Source organism: Synechococcus sp. CBW1108 (genome assembly GCF_015840335.1).
Lineage (GTDB): Bacteria > Cyanobacteriota > Cyanobacteriia > PCC-6307 > Cyanobiaceae > Cyanobium_A.
The window spans coordinates 3,176,764-3,197,673 of sequence record NZ_CP060395.1; the positions used below are offsets into that span (position 1 = coordinate 3,176,764).

Annotated in this window: 22 protein-coding genes and 1 CRISPR repeat array; of the genes, 10 read left to right on the forward strand and 12 right to left on the reverse strand. The window is 60.4% G+C overall.

Translation table 11 applies throughout. From position 1 onward, the window contains the following. Positions 1-239: 239 nt before the first annotated feature. The 5 genes from H8F27_RS17075 to istA all read right to left on the reverse strand — a co-directional run bounded on the left by H8F27_RS17075 (position 240) and on the right by istA (position 8,192). Positions 240-1,799 (reverse strand): IS1182 family transposase, encoded by a 1,560-nt coding sequence (locus H8F27_RS17075; protein ID WP_197149815.1) that lies wholly within the window; start codon positions 1,797-1,799, stop codon positions 240-242. 538 nt (positions 1,800-2,337) lie between these two features. Continuing rightward, on the reverse strand, positions 2,338-4,575 hold the full coding sequence (locus H8F27_RS17080; RefSeq protein WP_197149816.1) for an AAA family ATPase: 2,238 nt from the start codon (positions 4,573-4,575) through the stop codon (positions 2,338-2,340). An 801-nt stretch (positions 4,576-5,376) separates the two neighbouring features. Further along, positions 5,377-5,667, reverse strand: coding sequence for a hypothetical protein (locus tag H8F27_RS17085; protein WP_197149818.1), 291 nt, complete (start codon positions 5,665-5,667; stop codon positions 5,377-5,379). Positions 5,668-6,030: 363 nt separating this feature from the next. Then, on the reverse strand, positions 6,031-6,924 hold the full coding sequence (gene istB / locus H8F27_RS17090; protein ID WP_304623215.1) for an IS21-like element helper ATPase IstB: 894 nt from the start codon (positions 6,922-6,924) through the stop codon (positions 6,031-6,033). Continuing rightward, complete coding sequence (gene istA / locus H8F27_RS17095; RefSeq protein ID WP_197149820.1) at positions 6,924-8,192, reverse strand: IS21 family transposase; 1,269 nt, start codon at positions 8,190-8,192, stop codon at positions 6,924-6,926. Before istA ends, istB begins: the two co-directional genes overlap by 1 nt. Positions 8,193-9,366: 1,174 nt before the next feature. Between istA and H8F27_RS17100 the strand changes: the two genes are divergently transcribed. After that, positions 9,367-10,779 (forward strand): putative CRISPR-associated protein, encoded by a 1,413-nt coding sequence (locus H8F27_RS17100; RefSeq protein WP_197149822.1) that lies wholly within the window; start codon positions 9,367-9,369, stop codon positions 10,777-10,779. Between the two features lie 38 nt (positions 10,780-10,817). Here the strand turns inward: H8F27_RS17100 and H8F27_RS17105 are convergent, their stop codons facing one another. Further along, positions 10,818-11,519, reverse strand: coding sequence for a protein kinase family protein (locus H8F27_RS17105; RefSeq protein ID WP_197149825.1), 702 nt, complete (start codon positions 11,517-11,519; stop codon positions 10,818-10,820). Positions 11,520-11,801: 282 nt separating this feature from the next. Here H8F27_RS17105 and cas1 point away from each other — a divergent pair, with 282 nt between their 5' ends. From cas1 to H8F27_RS18095, 7 genes are all read left to right on the forward strand, one after another. Continuing rightward, entirely contained in the window at positions 11,802-12,794 is a 993-nt protein-coding gene (cas1, locus tag H8F27_RS17110) for a CRISPR-associated endonuclease Cas1 (RefSeq protein ID WP_197149763.1), read from the forward strand. Beyond that, a complete protein-coding gene (gene cas2 / locus H8F27_RS17115; protein WP_197149754.1) occupies positions 12,791-13,072 on the forward strand; it encodes a CRISPR-associated endonuclease Cas2 in 282 nt (93 codons plus the stop codon). The genes cas1 and cas2 overlap by 4 nt, the downstream gene beginning before the upstream one ends. Positions 13,073-13,354: 282 nt before the next feature. Continuing rightward, positions 13,355-13,976: a CRISPR direct-repeat array (repeat unit 36 nt; unit sequence GTCACCACTCGTTGGTGACACCTATTGATTGGAAAC). 466 nt (positions 13,977-14,442) lie between these two features. After that, the gene (locus H8F27_RS17120; protein WP_197149828.1) at positions 14,443-14,625 is read left to right on the forward strand and encodes a hypothetical protein; all 183 of its coding nucleotides are present in this window, start codon (positions 14,443-14,445) and stop codon (positions 14,623-14,625) included. Beyond that, positions 14,622-14,978, forward strand: coding sequence for a hypothetical protein (locus H8F27_RS17125; RefSeq protein ID WP_197149829.1), 357 nt, complete (start codon positions 14,622-14,624; stop codon positions 14,976-14,978). The genes H8F27_RS17120 and H8F27_RS17125 overlap by 4 nt, the downstream gene beginning before the upstream one ends. A 74-nt stretch (positions 14,979-15,052) precedes the next feature. Continuing rightward, positions 15,053-15,646 (forward strand): hypothetical protein, encoded by a 594-nt coding sequence (locus H8F27_RS17130; RefSeq protein ID WP_197149832.1) that lies wholly within the window; start codon positions 15,053-15,055, stop codon positions 15,644-15,646. Positions 15,647-15,656: 10 nt separating this feature from the next. Further along, on the forward strand, positions 15,657-16,121 hold the full coding sequence (locus H8F27_RS17135; RefSeq protein ID WP_197149835.1) for a hypothetical protein: 465 nt from the start codon (positions 15,657-15,659) through the stop codon (positions 16,119-16,121). Positions 16,122-16,259: 138 nt separating this feature from the next. Continuing rightward, on the forward strand, positions 16,260-16,388 hold the full coding sequence (locus tag H8F27_RS18095) for a hypothetical protein (protein ID WP_255517711.1): 129 nt from the start codon (positions 16,260-16,262) through the stop codon (positions 16,386-16,388). A gap of 89 nt (positions 16,389-16,477) precedes the next feature. Here H8F27_RS18095 and H8F27_RS17145 read toward each other — a convergent pair whose 3' ends face one another. From H8F27_RS17145 to H8F27_RS17160, 4 genes are all read right to left on the reverse strand, one after another. Continuing rightward, positions 16,478-16,807 (reverse strand): hypothetical protein, encoded by a 330-nt coding sequence (locus tag H8F27_RS17145; protein WP_197149839.1) that lies wholly within the window; start codon positions 16,805-16,807, stop codon positions 16,478-16,480. A 24-nt stretch (positions 16,808-16,831) separates the two neighbouring features. Beyond that, positions 16,832-17,353 carry a hypothetical protein gene (locus tag H8F27_RS17150; protein WP_197149841.1) on the reverse strand — a complete coding sequence of 174 codons (522 nt, stop codon included), beginning with the start codon at positions 17,351-17,353 and terminating at the stop codon, positions 16,832-16,834. Then, positions 17,350-17,814 carry a hypothetical protein gene (locus tag H8F27_RS17155; RefSeq protein ID WP_197149843.1) on the reverse strand — a complete coding sequence of 155 codons (465 nt, stop codon included), beginning with the start codon at positions 17,812-17,814 and terminating at the stop codon, positions 17,350-17,352. Before H8F27_RS17155 ends, H8F27_RS17150 begins: the two co-directional genes overlap by 4 nt. A 61-nt stretch (positions 17,815-17,875) precedes the next feature. Then, positions 17,876-18,499 carry a hypothetical protein gene (locus H8F27_RS17160; RefSeq protein WP_197149846.1) on the reverse strand — a complete coding sequence of 208 codons (624 nt, stop codon included), beginning with the start codon at positions 18,497-18,499 and terminating at the stop codon, positions 17,876-17,878. A gap of 83 nt (positions 18,500-18,582) precedes the next feature. On the opposite strand from H8F27_RS17160, the gene H8F27_RS17165 reads away from it, so the two are divergent. Together H8F27_RS17165 and H8F27_RS17170 are read left to right on the forward strand one after the other, a co-directional pair. Next, a complete protein-coding gene (locus H8F27_RS17165) occupies positions 18,583-19,281 on the forward strand; it encodes an HD domain-containing protein (protein WP_197149848.1) in 699 nt (232 codons plus the stop codon). A gap of 500 nt (positions 19,282-19,781) precedes the next feature. Further along, a complete protein-coding gene (locus H8F27_RS17170) occupies positions 19,782-20,168 on the forward strand; it encodes a LexA family transcriptional regulator (protein WP_197149851.1) in 387 nt (128 codons plus the stop codon). A gap of 101 nt (positions 20,169-20,269) precedes the next feature. Here the strand turns inward: H8F27_RS17170 and H8F27_RS17175 are convergent, their stop codons facing one another. Continuing rightward, positions 20,270-20,506, reverse strand: coding sequence for a chlorophyll a/b-binding protein (locus tag H8F27_RS17175; RefSeq protein WP_197149853.1), 237 nt, complete (start codon positions 20,504-20,506; stop codon positions 20,270-20,272). A gap of 250 nt (positions 20,507-20,756) precedes the next feature. Further along, positions 20,757-20,900, reverse strand: coding sequence for a chlorophyll a/b-binding protein (locus H8F27_RS17180; protein ID WP_197149855.1), 144 nt, complete (start codon positions 20,898-20,900; stop codon positions 20,757-20,759). Positions 20,901-20,910 lie beyond the last annotated feature (10 nt).

Here is a 20,910-nt window from a genome sequence, read left to right on the forward strand (position 1 = left end):
ACCGAATCGGGGTAACTCCAGAGTGCTACCGAAGCTCAGGGTAAAACCAACCTGACGCTGTGCGATGTTCAGCTAAATACCTAGGCAGGCAACCAAGTCTAATTCCCAACCCTTGATTATACCTAGGAGCCTGTCGCGCATTTCCGCAGGCAGAGCCTCCCCTTCCCCCGTTGCTTGGGGGTGAGATTGGAGAGCTGCTCTCGACCCCGGGCCTGAGCGGCCCTGAGGAGTGGCCCCCCTCAGGCAGCTGCCAGGGCCGCCCGATGCAGCTTGCCGATGTTGTGGGTGATGGCCATCAGGGTCCATTCACCGTCGACCTTCTCCAGCCCCCGTAATAGGAAGCGATCCAGGCCCCGTGCCCCTTTGATCTGACCAAAGACCGGTTCGGCGATGATCTTGCGCAGGGCGTAGATCGCCTGGCCGGCCTTGGATCTGAGTTTGCGATCCATCCGGCCCCGTGCATCCAGATCTCTTGGAGCTGGCCCGCGCGCGGGCCGGGGCCGCTTGCCGTGCTCCTGGCGGCTGGTGGAGAGGTAGGCATCCAACCCGCGCTGCTCGCTCGCCTGGATGTTGCTTGTGCTGCAGTAGCCCGCGTCGGCGATCATGTTCGCGGGCAGCTGGCCGGTGTTGGCCACGATCCGCTCCAGCATCGGAACGAAGTGGTGCTGGTCCGAGGCCTGGTTGCTTACCCCTACCGCCACGATGATCTGGTGGTCACCATCGACCGCCGCCTGGCAGTTGTAGCCCTGAATCCAGCCGTCCCCACCTTTGAGGATGTGGCTGTCTGGATCGGTGAAATTGCGTTGGGCGTTGCCTTTTGGATCACCGGCGGCAGTGGTGGGCAGGTTGCGGCTGGGCATCGCCAGAGGATCCACGCTGATCAGTGGATCCGGGGTTGAGAGGTCTGCGGCCTGGGCCTTGTCGATCGCCAGTTTGCTGGCCAGCTCCGCCCGCCTTCGGGCACTGCGGGCCCTGCGCTCCGCCTGCTGAGCCTCTTTGGCAAGGGCCCGAGCAGCGACCTCGCTCTCGGTATCAGCGGCAGCCTGGGCAGCAGCCTCAGCAGCCTGCTCCTCTGCAGCGCGAGCATGCTGCTCGCGGCGGCGGGCGTGGTCGGCGGCGGCCTCCGCCTCCAGCTCCGCTTTGGCCTTGCGCAGGGCGTCGAGTCGATCCTGACGGCGCTGCAGTTCCTTGGGTAGTTCATCACCACGCTCGCCCTTGCCATAGCGCGCGTCCTCCTGGGCATCGATCAGCTCGGCCTTACGCAGCAGTGCTGCAATCTCCGCTTCCAGCTGGGCCTCGGATTTGAGCATCCGCTCATGGCTCATGGCCTTGTGTTTGGAGGCATTGGCTTTGACCTTGGTGCCGTCAAGGGCGACGTTGCCCAGGCTCACCAGGCCCGCCTTCTGGCACAGCCGCAGCACCTGCACAAAAAGGCCCGCCAATGCATCGAGATGGACGAGGCGGAAATCACTGATCCGGCTGTGGTCGGGCTGCTGGTTGCCGGTGAGCACCCGGAAGGCAGCATCCTCCCAGCAGGCCCTCTCGATCCGGCGCGAGGAGGGGATGCCGACGCAGTAGGCGTACAAGAGCAGCACCACCATCATCCGCGGCTCATAGGCCTTGACCCCGCGAGGATCTCTGGCCTCGTAGACCGCATAGATGGCCGAGAGATCCAGCTCGGCGGCCATGTCCAGCAGGAAGAACACCAGGTGGTGCTCAGGCAGCCAATCCACAGGCGAGGGCGGCAGCAGCAGCGTCTGCTCCGGGTTCCAGGGGCGGAAGGTTTTGGCTTTTCTCATGCCCCATGATATCGCCCAGATCCATTGCTGTCACTGCGATCTGGGCAGATTTCAGGGCGTCTGTGGAGAAGCGGGTGGTGTGGTTATGTGCGACACGCTCCTAGCGCAAGCATCGTGTCTACCGCATAGTGGAACGGATTGGATTATTGCCTGCCTGCTCCAGCCTCAAGGAGAGCAAGATCCTGTAAATCACGTCCATTGCGCTGGGAAATTTGACAACGCGCACCACCAGCAAATCCTCCCAGCTCCCCACTGCCAGAATTCAAACTTCAGTCGATTGGGCGGTTGGGCGCAGACGGGGCTTACAGATGTCTCCATATCCCGACGTTGCTCAACCAACATACCCTGGAGCTGCTGCGTCATTAGGCGCCCTAATCCTTCTGTTACCAATGCAATGGCATTGGGGAAAACCTCAACCGCAGCTGAAAGTGTCAACAATTCACCTGATTCTGTTCCTGGTGCGACTGGACACTGGCTCATCAGCACCTACCTCCTTTTCCCGCCAGGTCGCCTAAGCCCGAGGCTCCAACTCCTGAGCTCAGTGGTAGGCTCCATGAACTCTGAGTACCTCTTGAGCTGACCGAAGACGGCGCTCCAGAAATGCCCTTGGTTCCTCAATCACGATACCGTCATCGAAACCGAACAACCATCGCTTGAGGTCCACATCCCCATCCTTTAAGCCAGTGCCAATCGTCCATCCAGGTAAATCAAACTCCACTGGATAGGGATGGCTATCACCTTCAATAGGCTCCAGTGTGGCATTAATCATTTTGCGGTGTGTCCAAGTGTCTGATGGCAGGGGCTTGGAAAAGCGGGTGCATTCCAGAGGAAAACGATCCACTCCTTCCCTGAGAAACTTGAATACCCAGCCCTCACAACGGAAACGAAGTTTGACCAGCTGACTTCGGCGAGTATCTTCGTCGTCACTGCATAAAGTGAGCTGCGCATCTCGGTCACGACCAAAAAAGATGCCACCACAATAATCGAGCAACCTCTCAAGCCGTTTCCACGACTGTTGGCGATGCTCCTTGCCAAGAGGAGCCACTTGAGTGACCACTTTTCGCAAATGCAACCGATCAAGCCGTTGTGTAGTAATAAGGCCTGGTTTATCATCCGGCCAATACTCTTCATACGCCAGGTACCAGCCAATATTATGAAACAGCAGCTGTAGAGGCCATGCGGTGATGGTATTGATTGCTTGAGACTGGCCTTCAAAGAGTGCGGCATCCTCATACTGCTGCAACTCCACCCGATACCCTTTCAAGATTGCTTCTTCCAGTCGTTCCGCGTGCTGTGCAACTCCCAGCGAACCTGGCGGTGCATAGTCACGTCCAACGATCGAACGGTTAGCATAGGCACGAACCGGTGGAGTTTCATCGTCAATCTCGTAGCCTGCCCACTGCAGGCGCGTGGTGAAATCCTTCAGCAGATCTTGAGCCGAAGGATCTGCCAGCCGATCCGCCACCTGTTTAACGAGTGCATGCAGTTCCAACAGTCGTGGCATGGTGAGTAGAGCTGTTCCAAGCGCGTAGCCATTGCGGGCTGGCCGGACTGGGAAAAGGCCATAAGGCTTTAGCTTTGCAAGATCTTTAAGCAATGTCTGGCTCTCCCCAGACGCCCATCTTCTATCTTTTCCGCGCAGAATACGCCCTGCCTCATAGCTACCTTTGACATCCTTCAATTGCTGTACAAGATGCACGTTGAGTGGCATTCTGGTGCCCCGCTCGCCAATCTGCTTGCCACCTATATAAATCTGCTCTACATGAGCAGCATCTCGATCATGGTCTAGTGGGTTTTGAAGAACATGACGAATTAAAGTCATAATCCTTACGAAGACCTTGCTATTTGCTGATGGTGGCCTGCATCCAAGACATGCTTTGACTTTTTCATCTGCTTCCGGAGGAATCACCTCTGAACGTATAGATATACTCTCCATGAAGCCTTGCTGCTGCAGCCATGCCAGATCCTCGCGTAGGTGCTCCACGTCCGCGTAGCAGACCCCGTGATGGCGCAGTAGACCGGCAGCTCGCTCGGCAGGATCTTCACTGAGGGGAAAAGTGCCGTAGAGCTCGCGCAACTCCTGAGCTGATTGATCATCTGTAGCCTTCAGCCCTGGGAATCGGCTCAACAAACGAATCAGATAGAACAGTCGCTCCAGATCCAGCAGGCGTGAGTAGCGGTGCAGCTTGTATTTCGACGTATGATTTCGGTCGCCACTTATCCTTTTCGGAAGGCCGCTTAATATCTCGGAAATCTCATGCATCAATGAGTCTGATGAAAAAGAACTGGGGTCGAGCTCTATAAGTGTGGCGAAGCCTTCGTGATCCGATGGCCCAAAATCCCCAGCTTTCAAGTCATCGTAATATTGTTTAAGTTGATCATCAGATACCTGGAGTGCTCGATCATTGTTCTTGTTCCACTTCTGGCAGATCTCTAGCGGGGTCCTCAGCCACCAGCCCACCCATTCCACCGGCCTGGGAAGTTCAAGCTGCTGAGTGATCCCCAGTCGCCAAGGACGACGAGCATGGGTGGCATCGATGATAGCCGGCATATCGCTCTCTACAGCGCGCTTAAGTCGATCAAACAAAACAACGCCAATCTCATTCCAGGAGCCTTGTGCGGCAGGATTACCGTACAACTCTTTGCGGATTGCATCGGTAGAGAGCACAACTGGCTGCGAGCCAGACCCGCTCAGCAATTCCTGGAGGGTCATAGCCAGAGTGCTTTTGCCGCTTGCAGGTGGGCCGATCAGCAGGTGACAGCGGAGTGGTGACATGAGTTTTTCTACCTAAACGATGCGATAAAGGCTGGAGGTTCTGGATCTGGTTTCACCCCGGCTTACTGCCGGGAATTCGCGCAGGCAATCCTGCTCCGACGACGACATTCCTGCGCGAATTCACTGGCAAGGAACACCCCATGCCAGCAGCAGTGCATTTGCACTAAGAAAGGCAGGCTTCTGAATACCATGGCAATCCAAAAAAAGCAGTCGTAGCACCAGAGCGAAAGTCTCGTTGGTTGACAGAAGGGAATACATGGTCCGCTTGCTGAAGATCCATCACCATGGCCGGACTAAGCTTCCGCGATCGATTCACCCGTAGGCCCGACCAAAGTGTATCCACTTGATCATCTAGGTTGTGGGGTGCAGCCGGTGCCCTCCGATTCAGCTACTCCCGCCATGACCCACATCAACACCATTGCTTGCGATTAGTTCGGCGGGGATCACAGCGATCGATCCAGCACTCGCCTTCTTTTGATAACCTTATACCCAATAGTCCTGGTTTCGGCCATCGTTTTATCATTGTCATCTCTCTTCTTGTGATGAGGAACTAGTTCATCCACTTCAAGGGACCGGACGTTTCTACCCACCCAATACCCTTGCAGCACCAGGCTTTCTCTCTACAACTTATCCTGGAATAACGACCTAATTGCGTGATCCAATTAAGTGCCGAGGCGCCTGATTCCTGCTTTTTAATGGCAGCACATTTCCGATAGGTTTCCTGGGCTTTAGTGGGGAATGCATTGCGTGCACACACTTTGCATGCTGGTAATCAATACACCCTCACAATTGCTCGGATCGCTACCTGTCCATCCACGTCAACGCCGCTCCACCCAGCAGCGCCAGCAGCAGGTTGAGGGTCGAATAAAAGCCACCCTGCAGTTGCTCCAGCGTGCCGGGACAGATCTGGCCAGCCTGCGAGCCCGCCAGTGCCCGCTGGCCGCCGCCGCAGACCCCAGCGGCGAGGGAATAGATCAGCAGCTGGGTGCCGATCACCATCGACAGGGTTTTATGGACAAACCGCTCGAGGTCAAACGCCGCTTTGGGCTGCTGCTTTGGCTCTGGAGCTTCAGCCGGTGGTCGTGGATCCACAGCCCTTCTTCATTCCCCCCCCTTCTGCGACAGCACCAGCGCGCCGCCCTATAGCAACCCCCAGACCCACCGCGCCACCCCCTGGCTGCCCGGTGTCAACTACGTAGGCGGGCGCCTAGCTAATTGTTGCCGTGCACCCTGGCGCCGCTCGATGCTCGGTGTGTGTCAAGCGACACTGAAAACTGAGCCACTTCCGACATCGAAAACTGAGCCACCCCTGACGCCTGAGGTGCGGCTGTTCTCGGAGTCGTTCCGCCTTGGCTTGGCCGGCGGATGGATCGGTGCTTGCCCATGGTTTTCGTGATCGGTCGGGTTGGTTGTTGTCTGTCGTTGCTGGGGCTGTGCCTCTTCTGGCTATTCCCCTCAGGCCTCCTTGGTTGGCGTCGGTGGCCCCGCGCCGCCGATGCCAGCCGAGGAGGAACCGCCCGCAGGCGGGCGGAACAGCCCGGATCTGCGCTTCTCCCTCAGCCGGTAGCTGTCGCCGCGGATCGTCACCACATGGCTGTGGTGCAGCAGCCGATCGAGGATCGCCGCCGCCACCACCTGGTCGCCGAACACCTCGTCCCACTCCTCCACGGGGCGGTTGGAGCTGATCAGGACGCTGCCCTGTTCGTAGCGGCGGGAGATCAGCTGGAAGAACAGGTGCCCCGCCTGGGGTTCGAGCGGCAGGTAGCCCAGCTCATCGATGATCAGCAGTTTCGGCTTGCTGTACTGCGCCAGCCGCACCTCCAGCGTCCCCTGCTGCTGGCCTTTCACCAGTGAGCCGAGCAGCTCCATCGCCGTGGTGAACTGCACGGTGTAGCCACGGGCGACCGCCTCACGGCCCAGCGCCACCTCCAGGTGCGTTTTGCCTACACCGGGCGGGCCCAGCAGCACGACGTTGTCGCCGTTGGCGACCCAACGACAGGTGGCCAGATCACGGATCTTCCCCGGGTCGATCGAGGGCTGCGCCTCGAACTCGAATCCCTCCAGCGTGCGCACGAACGGGAAGTGGGCGATGGTCATCGCCATCGACAGCCGCCGCTGCTCCTTGCTCTCCACCTCCGCGGCGCAGAGCCAGGCCAGGGCCTCGCGCAGATTCAGCTGTCGTCTGGCCGCCTCTTCCAGCAGAGCGTCGAGCTGCTCGCGGATCGCCCCCAGCCGCAGGCGGGTGAGCATGGCGTCGAGATCCTCCACCAGCTGCGCGATGTCGACAGTCTCAGCGGCGGGAAAAGTGGTGCCTGCGGTCGCTGTTGCCGGTTGCTTCTGGCGTGCCATCAGCCCACCTCCGCCACCACGGCCGCGTAGTCACTCAGCGGCCGGGCCAGTGAGGAGCGCCGTACCGACTCCAGCTCCACCACCGCAGCACCAGGGCCGTTGCCTGCTTGGGCGGCCTCGATCGCCCGCTGCGGTACCAACCCAGCCCAGTGGCCTGCGATCACCTGGCGGCTGCGCTGATTTGCCGCCTGGCGGGTATGGCGCGCTACGATCCGGCCGCCCTGGCGGATCAGCACCTGTTGGTCACGGATCTGAACCGTGACGTTCTGGCGCACCATCGCCGCCGGGACGCTGCACCAGTTGCCCTCCACCTGCACGCAGCAGTCCTTGGCGACACGGCGACTGAACTCCTGCTCCGCCAGGTACGACGGCCTGTCGTTCAACGCCATCAGCGCTCCTGCCTCCGCACGCTCGAACCGCTCCAGTGGTCGTTCGCCCGTGGTGCCGTGGATGCGCAGATCGGCGATCTCGCGGTTCCACCAATCCAGATGGCTCTCCATCTGGCCCCAGGTGTCAAAAGCGTGGCCAGCAATGCCGCTGCGTTTCACGTAGCCCACGCCGCGCTCATCCTTCCCCTTGGTCTGGGGCCTGCTGGGCCAGCAGGCCTTGGCGGTGAATCCCCAGTGCCGGGCAAAGGCGGCGAACACGGGGTTGATCACCAGCTCCCCTGCCCGGGGGTTGTGGTGTGTGATCAGCGCCTTGGCGTTATCCACCAGCACCTGCTCAGGCACGCCGTCCCAGACGCGGAACGCCTCCTCCAGGGCCTGCAGCCAGTGGCGTTGCCGCTGGTGCCGGTACACCCGGATCAGCTGACGCCTCGAGTACCCAAGGGTCAGGACGCAGATGTGCACCTTGGTGCGCACCCCGCCGATCGGCACCCACAGCTCACCGAAATCGGCCTGCAGCTGCTTGCCCGGTGGTGTCTCGTAGCGCACTGTCGCCTGGCGGCTTTGCCGCAGCGCCTCCCGCCAGGTCTGCACCGCACGCTCCACCGTCCGCAGACTCACTCGGATCCCCTTCTGTTTCAGCAGCTCCTGCCGCAGCACCTCGGCATTGCCGTGGTGCTGCTCGAACTGCTGCTGCAGCCACTCCCGGTGCCCATCCAGCTGCCCGGAGCGATTGGCGCTGCAGTACGTCTGCCACTCACCCAGCCGCAGGTAGCGATCCAGCGTGTTGCGCGAGATCCCCAGCTCCGCCGCGATCCGCCGGCGGCTCCAGCCCCGCTCCAGCAGCTGGCGCATCACCAGCACCTCCTCCGGTGTCTGCATCGCGCCCTCCAGCGCTGTCAGACCCCGTGGTGCTCCAGATCGGCCGGTACGGCCCGCGCCAAAGCCGACGCCGGCTGTTGATCGTGTCGACGCAGCCGTCTCGGCCAGGACCAATAGCCCCTGGCTTGCGGTTGCTGCTCTCCCTTCCTCGAGCTCCAGGTGGCTCAGTTTTCGTGTCGCCTCTGGCTCAGCTTTCGATGTCGCCTGACAGTGTGCCGCGCCTGAAATAACCCTCGGCCGCTGCAGCCGACCGGTCCAGTAGGCAGCTGCCGCGGCTGGATCCATGCCAAGCGGCTGGTCTTCAAAGACGCGGGTCCAGCCGATCAGCGAGCCCTAAGCCGGGTCATGCAGACCGACCTACTCATCGGCGAAGTACTGCTCCTGCCAGGGGTTGCTGTTGGGATCAATCCCCTCAGCGATCGCCTGCTCAAGGGTTGCCTAGTAGGCGGTCCGCCGCACGCCGGTGTACTGGATTGCCCCGCGGCCGGGGCCACTGCCTGCACCCCGATCACATCGAGGTTCTCGAGCTCTGGCTCTCCGGTCTCGACCACCATGCACGCGAGGAAACAGCAGGCCTCCTCGGAAGTCAGCGGCTTGATGGTGTCTGTATAGGCTTGGAGCAAACCACGCCTGGCAGCAGTGACTGGGGAGGAGGGCCTCACCCCCCGCCCGCCAGCTGCTGCCGCAGAGCCTCAAGCGCTTTCGTTAGGGCCCGCTGTACGCACATGGCGCTGATTTGCAGCTGCTCTGCCGCAGCCTCAGCGAGAGACCCTCGAGGACAGTGAGCCGCAGAGCCGCGGCTTGAGCTGCAGGCAGCTGATCTACTAACTGCTCCAGCGCCAGATCATCAGCGGGCCCGTCTGCTTCTTGCTCTTGGCTGGCCAGCTGACCGAGCAGGCAAGGGTCGCCATTGGTGCTGGCATCGAGGCTGCTGTGGCACAGGGGCAATCACCTGCTTCGTGGACCTGCCTGGGCACTCGCACGAGGCGCACGCGATCCCTCAGGTGGTGCTGCAGGGCACCGCTGTGACCCGCATGCTTTACCGCTCGTTACGCATGCCGAACGAACCGCCGCCGGGCTGCCATGCCCATGGCGGCGGCAACACTATTCCAGAAAGGCCCTGGCCGCCCTTGGATACGTTGGTGAATGACGCCTCTACACATGCCCTGTCGCCATGCCCCGCACCCTGCTTCTCACCGCCGGCACATCCATCGCTAACGGCACCGCTGCGCTGAGGAGCTATCAGGCACGGGCCACCGCCTGGGACGACGACACTGCAGAGCTGCAGCAACAGATCCGCGAGCGACTGCAGACATTCGACCTCACCAGCGAATCTGGTCGAGTGCTCGCCAGTGCAGAGCTCAATATCATGCACAGGCTGCCCGTAAATGCAGATGATGAGGTGGTGCTTTTCACTACAGACACCGCTGATGGGCGCTGTTGCGCCGAGGAACTCAGGCGTGTGATTGAGAGTGAACTGGGCGTTGTGAAGGTAAAGGTGGAGAGGGTTCAAGGGTTGCAGGTGCGTGACGCCACGATGCTCAGGAGCACCGGACTCACCAACCTCTCACGCCTGCTTATCAGCTATCTCGACGACCCGCAGCGCCAATACTCGGGAGGCTGTGTGCTGTGCCCGAACGGCGGATTCAAGGGCGTGGTGCCTTTCATGACCGTGCTGGGAATGATTTTCCGTGCGCCGGTGGTGTACGTCTTTGAATTCGCTGAGGCCGTGATTTCGCTGCCACCACTGCCGATCGGGTTCGCGGCTGATTTGTTTGACCGTGCCTTTCCGGCGATGGACTGGGCCAGCAAAGAGGAGGTGTTTGACGTCAATGAATTCTACCGCAAAATCCCTGGCTTCAATCCAAATGAAGCTCCATTGTTTGATAGCTTCCTTGAAATCACGCCAGATGCAGACGGAAGCAGGCTTGGATCATTGACACCATTGGCCGCCGTGCTTGCTGAACGTGAACATGGCGGCGCACAGCTCCGTCTCTCAGAGACTGCGCTTCGCGATTTAACCAATCTCAGTCCAGCGGAGCGTCGGGAAGTCGAACCCTACCTGCCTAAGCTAAGAAGTGCTCTGTGGCGAAGCCAGCATCGTGGGACAACCAAGAAGACGAGCAATCTAGAATTCTACCCAAAAGGTCATACTACGACTTGGCGTTTTGGTGGCTTCACTGACTCGGGAGTGTTTCATCTGTGCTGGTTTGCCCAGCACAGCACCTATGACCGTCTGATTCCACAACGCGACCGGCAGAGAGGGGCCTTTCCCCTCGACGAATTCAAGGACTACACACCTGCGAACGATTCCAACAGCCAGTTAGATGTGGGTGATCCTTACCACAGCTTTAGCTGGTTTGACCTGCGCTCGGAAATCGAGGAACTCATCGCCCGGAATGAGCTGTTGCTGACCAAGGAAACAGTGGCTGTGCAAAATGCAAACCGTATGCGGAAACTGCTTCACGAAGCGAGGCGCACGATCGATGAACTCGCCAACGCTAAGCGCGCGCTTCAGGATCGCCTGCAGCAACTGGAACAGCAACAGGAGTTAGACGACTCATCTGCTGCGCTGCCGATAGAGTGATGGCAATGGGCAGGCAACTTGGCCTGCTCAAAGAAACCTCAGGTGCGCAGGCCGCGCCGAAAGTCCTCCAGCAGGCCATCGAGATCCTGGATATTGAGGGTGTTGATCCACTCCTGGATATCGCTGATCAGGAAGGCCTTTTCATCCGTCGGGTCGTCGTAGCGGGGCTGGATCTGGCGCTCAAACCACTGCTGTGATTCGGCCACAACATCGGGTAGCCCGAGGCCATGGGCCAAGGCCTCGAACGGTTCCTCGTCCATGACGGCCACACCGAAGTCGATGATGTGGGGCTTGAGTTGGCAGCCACTCGAATCAGTGCCGACCACCACATTGCGGACGTGCAGGTCTCCCTGCAACACTCCAGCCGCCCACACGGCCCGTATGCCTTTGCTGACGCCTTGGAAGATCTCTGCCCACACATCCCTGGAGATTGGGGTGCGGCTGTGAAACTCAAGCCAATCCTGTAGGGTGCCGCCGTTGTTGATTTTCTCCATCTGGAAGCTCAAGGGGTAGCCGTAGAGCCCCTCATCCACGTTGATCAGCGGCACCATACCGGTGCTGCGCAGATGTTCGGTGATGATGAACTCCCTGGCCACCAGCGGTAGCTCGTCGCGGCGGTCGGATTTCTCCACCACGCCGTCGTCAAGCTCCCGCACCACCGCCATGGTGCCCCGGCCGGCTCGGCTGGCAAAGCTACCAGCCTGGCTTACTTGTTGATAGATCTCCAGCGTGACGGGCAATGAACTCAGGGGAGTGATGTAGGCATTGTAACGTTAGGATCAATCAATCCAACGTTTAAGCGCGTCCACCCAGAGTCAAGCAGCGCTTGGGCTGGAGATCTGATCGTTGATTAGCAGCCCATTTTTTAATTCTCCAAATCTGAACTGGATTCAGCGTATTGATTTCCTGCAACACGCACTGGTTTCTCGTGGGATTGAGCAACACATCAGGGCTGGCTGCCCGTAGGGCGTTGGCCATGGCCATGAACGTGGCAATCCTGATGTCGACCTCACCAATGCCCCATGCGCTCCCTTTATCTCCTGCGCCCCCACGGCACCGCCGGCATCGAGGGCGAGCAGCTGGTGGTGAGCAGCGGCGAGCAGGAGCTCGACCGCATGTCCCTGCCCCTGCTCGACCAGATCCTGGTGCTGGGCCACTTACAGCTCACCACCCAACTGATCCGCGCCTGCCTGCGGCGCGGCATTCCGATCGCCTACCTAACCAGCGGTGGCCAGTGCCTGGGACGCCTGCAGCCCTTGGAGAGCGGCTACCGGCACCGGTCCCGCCGTCAGGCGGAGCTGTCCGCGGCCCAGAGGCTGGCGGTGGCCCGCAGGTTGGTGGCTGGCAAGATCGCCAATAGCCGGGTGGTGCTGCAGCGGTTCACGCGCCGAGGCGGCCGGCCTGCTGTGGAATCCGCGTTGCGGCGGCTGGCTCAGCTGCAGGCGCTCACGGCGAAGGCACCCTGCTCCAACCATCTGCGGGGGCTGGAGGGAGCTGCAGCAGCTCTCTACTTCCGCAGCTTCGGCAACCTGCTGGAAGGAGATGGTTTCGGCTTCGCGGTACGCAGCCGGCGGCCGCCAGGCACCCCATTCGATGCCCTCTGCGGTTTCGGCTATGGGGTGCTGTGGAATGCGCTGCTGCTGCGAGTGGAGCTGCGTGGGCTTGATCCTTATGTCGGTGTGCTGCATGTGGGCTCGGCTCGCCATGCAGCGTTGGTGTCGGATTTGATCGAACCGCTGCGGACCTACCTGGTTGATCCCTTCCACGGACAACTGATTCGCAGCGGTCAGTTGCGGGCCGAGGAGCACTTCGAGCCCAACGCTGGCGGTGTGTACCTCTCCGAGACCGGCCGGCGCCTGTGGCTGCAGGCCTGGTCGGCCTTCATGGCCGAGCCGATCATCCTCTGTGATGGCAACACCGGGCCGCGTTGGGAAGTGCTCGATCAGCTGGTACAGAGCTTCGCCCGTTTCGTGGACGATCCCGAGCAACCCCTGCTGGTGCCCCTGAGGCGATGAACCAGGAGCAACTCTGGGTGATCGCCTACGACAGCCCCAGCAACAAGCGACGCCGCAAGCTGGCCAAGTTGCTGGAGGGCTATGGGGTGCGCATGCAGTGGAGCGTGTTCGAGTGCCGGCTGCGGCCCCACCAGATGCAGCGCCTCAGGCATGGCCTGGAGCGCATCGCCGAGCCGGCCGACAGCATCAGGCTCTGGTCGCTGCCGCAGCGGGCTGTGGCAGCTGAGCAGATGGGCCGGGATGTGGAGGTGACGGTCTGGCAGGACAAGGTGATCTGACCAGGTTCCCGAGCGTTGTCTCGCGGTGTCGCTCTGGGGGTGCGCGTAGGACCTTCAGTGCAGAACGACTGGCTTCAGAGGCTTGGTCCCTTTCGATCCGCCGCGCACCCCCCGGCGATCGGCCGAAACCCCAGTGTTTGTGTCCTCCTGCGCGCTGCCCTGCGGCGCAGGGGATCTCAGCGTTTTCCACAGGCTTGACGCCACGGCCAGCCGCGGCCAAAGTAGGGAGGTGCGCAAACGGTCTCCGGATCGCCTGCCGCGCAGGCCCTCTCGGGGGCCGCTGTCACCACTCGTTGGTGACACCTATTGATTGGAAACTGATGGCTACCGCCATCATGAAAAGGAAAAGTTTAGTCACCACTCGTTGGTGACACCTATTGATTGGAAACCCTCCAGGGAAGGAGATGAGTTGGTTGGTGGTATTGCTGGGTCACCACTCGTTGGTGACACCTATTGATTGGAAACGTGGAGTTTCCTCCACCCTGGATGTGAACCCCACCAGTTGTCACCACTCGTTGGTGACACCTATTGATTGGAAACTGACCTGTCACTCCTGTGAAGGTTGACTGACAGTGGTCACCACTCGTCGGTGACACCTATTGATTGGAAACGACGGGAGCCGCGGCTCCGTTTGGACCCGGAGCACATGGTCATCACTCGTTGGTGACACCTATTGATTGGAAACGCCAATTGGGAGTTACCTATGGTGATTACCTGGTCGTCACCACTCGTTGGTGACACCTATTAATTGGAAACCAAAGAGTCCAGTCCAAATCAGGACGAGTCCCGCAGAGTCACCACTCGTTGGCGACACCTATTAATTGGAAACCCATCCGGACATGCCGTAATAACAAAGGGGTACGGTGCAGTCACCACTCGTTGGTGACACCTATTGATTGGAACACATGTCCGATATTCATGGTCGGGGGATGGATGAATTAATCCAAATCCTGATCACAACAAAAATCACCTTGGATGAATTGACTGCTATTTTTACCAGTCAAAAAGAACCCATGACGAGAACTGAACTCGTCAGACGAGCTCTAGAGATAGACGTCGTCAGAGTTAATGTGAGAGTTGTGTATAAGGAACTAATCCATAAGTTCCCCGAAGAGTATTCCAAGCTACTCAACACACCTATCCCTTCCTAACCCTTATGATGGAAAATCTAGAGGCAATTCAGCTTCAGCTGCAAGATTTATCTTGTCGTCACCACTCGCTAGTGACACCTATTGATTGGAAACTGAGAACGAACTCCATAAATTGATTCACGAAAACAAATATAGTCACCACTTGTTGGTGACACCTATTGAGTGGAAACATGATCATTCCCTTAAGGGCGATGTTTACAATAATGTCACCACTCGTTGGTGACACCTATTGATTTTACGATCAGCCGCCACCACAGCCATGCCGTGACCGAAATGGTTGTGGATGTCCCTGCTGCTGACATCGATTACCAAGAGCCGGTCATTTATTGGTTGTTGATGCTCGCATCATCTTTTTCTCCTTCCCTCTGTCGTAGCTCTACTCCACAGCTCTTGTTTCCATGACTACTTTACATGAGATTCAACTGGAACTGCAAGATCTGTCCTGCAATTTGAAGTATGCCACTAAACAGGACAAGCACTTGTCGGCCGATATGCAAAAAAAGATTGATGTGGCTCTCTTGGCTATCGAGCAGATCCTTGGCTTTTTGCCCACTTATTCACAGCTTGATCAAGACGCAATCAAGGACAACTTGATTCAGGCCATGGCCAATGATGTTGCGAGGTCAAAGAAAATCACTGAAATCCTCGATCTACTGGATGGGCTGGAATTGCTGATGACCCAAATCTCCCTGATGCAGGCTGCCGAGCCTGCTTTTGCCTACAAGGAAACAATCCAGCCGTACAACCAGATCTGATTGCTCAGTCCCACGGGATTCAATCTGGCCATCGGCAACTGGGCACACCATGGGGCCTCGTCGTTTTTGTGGCCATGTCACGCCCCACCCCGCTGATCGCACTCCAGCAGAAGGTACATCGGTTCACCGGTGTGATCGATCGCTTCGGCAGCTTTGTGGTTAACGGCGACACAATCCACACCGTCTGCGTGCGCGACCTCTGCCAGGCCTCCTGCCGGCAGAGCCTCGAGCCGGGCCACTGGTGGTTTCCGCTGCGCGAGATCTGGCTTCAGGCCAGCATCCAGATCGGCGACACCGTGTTGTTCACCGCCAAGGTGCAGCGGGTCACCAAGGGTTGGCACGACCCCGATCAGTCGTTCGACGCCAACCCCCGCAGGCAGGTGATCGGCTTTGCGGCGGCACCACGCTCCGTGCTGGTGCTCAGGCGGCATGAGGGCAGCCGCCAGCAGTTCAATGCTCTGCAGCACGAGCTTGCCCAGTGCAGGTTGCACCTGGCCGAATCCAGCCGCGATCACGAGCAGCTGGGCTGTCAATATGCCGCCCTGCTTGAGTGCCACCAGGCGCTGCAGCAGCAGCTCACGCTCATCTCCGCGCCAGCCTGCAGTTGGTCGTTCCCACGAGCTGATGCTTCCAGGCGCTCTCGTCACCAGACCATGAGGTCTCGTTAAGGAAACCGCCATGATCATTCGTCCCACTCCCCTCGCCAGCCGGCACAACGAGGTGCATCGCTTCACCGGCGTGGTAGATCGTTTCGGCAGCCGCCCCACCAAGGTGGATTCGGCGCAGACCGTCTGCCTGCGCTACCTGCGCCTGGCCGACACCGGCTGGCCAGTGGAGCCTGATCACTGGTGGTTCCAGCTCCGTGAGGTCTGGACCCAGGCCGGAATCCGCGTCGGCGACACCGTGCTGTTCATCGCCAAGGTGCAGCAGGCCACCAAGGGGTTCCGTGATCCACATCAGCACCACCTTGGCAATCCACGCCGCCAGGTGATCGGCTTCGCCAACACGCCCCGCTCGGTAGTGGTGCTGCGGCGGCGCCAGGGCTGTCGCCACCAGCTCGACAAACTGGAGCAAACCCTGGCCCAGCGGGACACTCACCTGCGCGAAGCGTTGCAGGAGAAGGAGCAGCTGTCCTTGCATTAGACCTCCCTGGTCGAGCGCCAGCAGGGGCTGGAACAGCAGCTGCGCCAGGGGCAGCTCGCGTGCAGCCAGCTCGAGCAGCAACTCGCTGACAACCAGCGGCATCGCCTGCTCCAGCACAGCCAGCTGTGCCGCCGGCTGGTGGTCACCACTGCCCTCACCTTCAGCGTGGGTGGCATCGGCGGCGCCGTCCTGATGGCCGCGCTGCAGCGCAGCGGCCCTAACGGTCCGCAGCAGGCGTCCTTGGTCTCCGAACAGCCTGGGCGATGACTGCTCAGGCCTCGGGGGTGCTGAGCAGTTCCAACCGCATCCACTCGTAGCCGATCTGCTCGATCTGCTCTTCGTTGAGCAGCACCCCCTCAGGGAAACGCCCGCGCAGCTTGATGCACACAAAGCGATCCCCGGCCACCCGGCTCCACCACCATCCGGTTGGTGATCACTGGCTCGAATCCCCCGGCCATCCCCGGCAGCTCCTGGATCAACCGGTTGATCAGGTTGGTGGTGTCGGCATGGCCGATGGCGGAGATCATGGCGGCCCGCAAGCGCCGTGGCTCACCATCAACCGGCGGTTCGTAGAGGTCTTCGTTCACCACCTGCTCCAGCGCTCTGCGCTGGTCGCTGTCAACCAGCGTTACCTCCCACATCCCAGGACAGGGGACGATTGTGGTGTTCATCAGGTAAGTGGTCATCGCAGGGTTGGGCAGGGTCTGGAATCAGGGGGTGCGGGGCTCGCCCACACGGAAGCTGTATCCGCTGGCGCCGGACAGCCGCTGGGCGAAGGCTGTTGCCTCCTCAAAGCTCGAGAAGCTAGCCACCTGGGCGTAGCCATACTCCGTCACGAAGGCATCACCGCAGAAGCGGCTGCGGATCGTGTCCACCGCTTCCGCCGGGCCGAGAACGGGCCACCAGCGGCTGCCACTCACAGGGGCTGAACCGCAGCTGGATTGCCAGCTCAGAGGGGTTGGCGTGGAAGATTGCTTTGTGACCAGAACGGACACGATGGCAACCATGCCGGCCAGCAGCCCCACCGCCAGCAGGGCAGCGGGGGTGGACGGTTGGCCAGTGCTCCGAGGTGGGGGCTCCGGCAGCGGCTGAGGGCATACGGCTGGCGCCGGTTGGGCAACGCTGTATTCAGGCGGCGGCGACTCCTGTGGTGCCGGAGCCGGCTGGGGCGTCGCGGGCGAATAGCGACCGCGGAAATGTTGGCCCGAGCCAGTGTTGCCAGGGAACGTCATGGCTGCTGAGGCAACTTCGCCAGAAACTCCAGCTTGGCGCGATCGATCGCCTGGAGCATGAAGTAGCACTCATCGAGGCTCAGTTCGCGCGCTGGCACCTGCATCAGAAAGCCCCCTGCAGATTCAACAACGATGGTGCGCCGTCGGGTAAGGAAGTAGATCAACACCAGCACCACCGCAACGAACGTCAGAAAACCAGCAGCGGAGTTGCCCGTGCCGAAGGGCTGCTGGCCAGCCGCCAGAGCAAGCAGGAACAGCACCCCCGAGCTGATCAGCAGCCACAGCCTGGAGATCGTGCGCAGCCCAGTGGAGGCGATGGCCTCCAGGGTGATACTGTCGTACTGGGGATCGGGATAGAAGATGTAACGGTGGCAGACCCGGAAATTGGTGAGGGTCAGGGGCACTTTCGAGCTCTCGAGGTAGACCTCCTCGCCGGGCAGCAGGGTGAATGAGCCGGACATCAGCTCTGCAGATCTATAGGAGGAAGCCTAGTCAGTCACTACTTGCTAGGCAGAGGCGGCGTCACCTGTCCGTCATTACCTGAGGGGTAGCTGGAGCGGTTCGCTCCACCAGCTCCTCCAGCTTCTGGTCCTGGCGCTGGAGCATTCCGAGAAAAATCCCAATGGTGAGTCCAAGTAGCCCCAACCAGATCAGCGAGGTCCAGGCCGCTACGCGCCATGTCTTATCCCCTGTCGCCGACAGCCAACCCTGCTGCGGATCTCCTTCCAGGATCCAACGCAGCAAGGCTTCCGGCGTTGCCGGCAACGCGGCTGGGGTGGATTCCGCTTCTCGGCTCAGATCCGCCAGTCGTTGCCGGCACTCCTGCAGCCCGCCACCCGCCCAGAACAGCCCCCATGCGCGCCGGTCGAGCTGCAGTGCCACCCAGCGATGCGGATTGGCGTCGTTGCGAATCAGGTGCGCCGCCCGGGTGAGCTTCCAGCTCCGGCCCGCGGCCATTGCCGGCTGTGCCGCCAGCCGCACCTGGCCGTGCCCATCACGGCCATGACCGCTGACCACCTGCAACGCAAAGACATCGATGATCTGAACGCGGGCGCTTGGCCGCCGCAAGTCCTCCTCCGGCGACCAGAAGACCAGAACCCCTTGATCTTCTTCGATGCAGGAGCCGATGTGCTTATGACTGGACATCCTGCAAAGCGTCTGACGCGATACTCCACTCTGGCGCCGTGGCACATGCCCTGGTCCTCTCCTACTGCTGATGCGCCGCGGCCATGACCACTGAATCCCGCCTTATCACCCATAGCCAGAGCTATATCGATGCTCTTGGTTGGGCCGCTGATCTGCACCAGCGGCAGCAGCGCAAGGGCAAACCTGTGCCCTACATCTCCCACCTGATTGCCGTCAGCGCCCTGATCTGGGAAGACGGCGGCGACGAAGACCAGGCCATTGCCGGTCTGCTCCATGACGCGATCGAGGATGCCGGCATCACGGCCGAGGAGATCGCCGCCCGTTTTGGCAAGCGTGTTGCCCAGATCGTCGTCGACTGCACGGATACCAGCGGTGCGGTGGAGGCCGGTGGCGAGAAGGAACCCTGGCTGGTGCGCAAGACCCGCTACATCTACCATCTGCAGACCGCCCAGCTGGATTCACTGCTGGTGAGCGCGGCCGACAAGGCCCACAACGCCCGCGACATGGTGCTCGATGCCCGCAGGGATCCCGCGATGTGGAGCAAGTTCAATGCGGGTCTGGAGGGCTCGACCTGGTACCTGCTGCGGTTGCAGCAGACCTTCTCTTCTCGCCTTGCCGGCAGTCGCTCGGTTGCGCTGCTGGGGGAGTCGGTTCAGGAGATCCTGAACAGCGCAGCGTATCTGCCCTGTGTACCCGAGGGCATTGCCCCGGCAGTGTGGGCTGCTGGCTATGCCGAACGCCGCCAGCTGAGCGAGTCGGACACGACCGGTGCAGCGGCTTGAGCTGAATCACTCGCCTATGAAGGGACTTGCTCCGGTCCTCTCCATTTTGAGGCCCTCCTGACGTCGGACCTCCGCTGGGTTCGGTCCCGTCGCTGCGCCAGCAGCTGAACGGGGTGGAGTGTGGCCCTATCCATCTATGCTGCCAGGGCAGTTCAGCGCAGCGGCCATGGCAGGCGGCGGATCGGCCGCACCTGCGGCTAGAGCTGCGGCGGGATCTGCAGTTGCTGGTCGACCCAGTGGGGGGCTATTGCGGTCGCCGTGGATGCGGAGCATGGCGTTGGCTGAAAGTGCTGCCCGCCAGCCTGACCGGACCGGCCCGCTCCGCCAGCGCAGAAGGCGACAGGGCGGCGCAACCAATGGCACAACCGCGGCCATCGATAGCACCAGCGCAAGCTCCGGGAATGCATATCAGTCCGCGCTGCTTTCTAGCGGCTCGAGATCAGCACCATGTCGACCCGCACCAGCAGTAGAACAGCCGTACTGCTGCCGAAGCTTGGATGTTGGCCGACCTGCCCATTGGCGAACCTGTCCCCTACCGCCAGGACTCATTAGGTGAAGACCTAGATCTCCATGCTGCTCTGGTTCCCAACCCGGTCTGCACCTTTTACATGCGGGTCAGCGGCAATCGCCTGCGCCAGCACGGGATCAACGACGGCGACCTGATGGTGATCGACCGCAGTGTTGAACCCTGCTCCGGCCATGTCGTTGTCGTAGCCCATCAGGGCAGCTTCCTGCTGCGGCCGCTGCTGCGCCAGGGGGAGCAGTGGCTGCTTGAGCCGGTGCGGCCAGGAGAAGTAGCAATTCCTTTGGACCTGGAGGTCTTTGATCGCTCAGGGCTGTTTGGGGTAGTGGTCCATGCGGTGCATCACCTCAATAAGCCGCGTTAAAGAAAGATCTGACTTGGGGCCGATAGCCATGAGCTAGAAGTCGAGCTATGCAAACCCCCAGGCATTGCCTAGGGGGCAGAGATCAAGATTCCTCGAGAAGTTTAGAAGCAGAAGGGAAGAAACTGGGTGCGGCAGGCGGCATACCCATCCACCAATGCGCCGAGGCCGATCTGGTGGGCGATGCCAAAGCCGGTGAGGCCTTCCACCACGATGCCGATCACAATGCCGAGCATGGCGGCGCGGCCGTTAAACAGTTCAGCTCGCTTGAGCTGCTCCATGTGGATCAGTTGCTCAGCACGATGCTGGAACCACTTGTCGTTTGCAGGAGTGTTCGTCATGGATTTGGGGCGATGAGCAATTCTTGAAACGCTTGATTGATAAGAAGGCCAGTGTCAATCAGCAAGATCGGGTTGGTTTAGAGACCCGATCAGCCAGGCTCCGATCAGGAAGAAGGTGAGGGCTGAAATCATCCAACCCTCTTAGCCAGGTCACTGGGGCGGCTCAGCACATAGACCGTCATTGCCGAAAGCACGGCAGTGATCAGGACAACGGCCGTAACTGCGGCGGTGTAGTCGGTTTGCATGGCGCTCAACCCAGCCCGATTTGGGAAAGGATGCCCTGGCCGGTAAGGAGCTCGGTGCCCAGGCCGATTACGAAGCCGAGCATGGCCAGACGGCCATTCCAGGTCTCGGCGAAGGCAACGAACCCGAAGCGGGGAGTGGACTCAGTCATGTGCGTGACG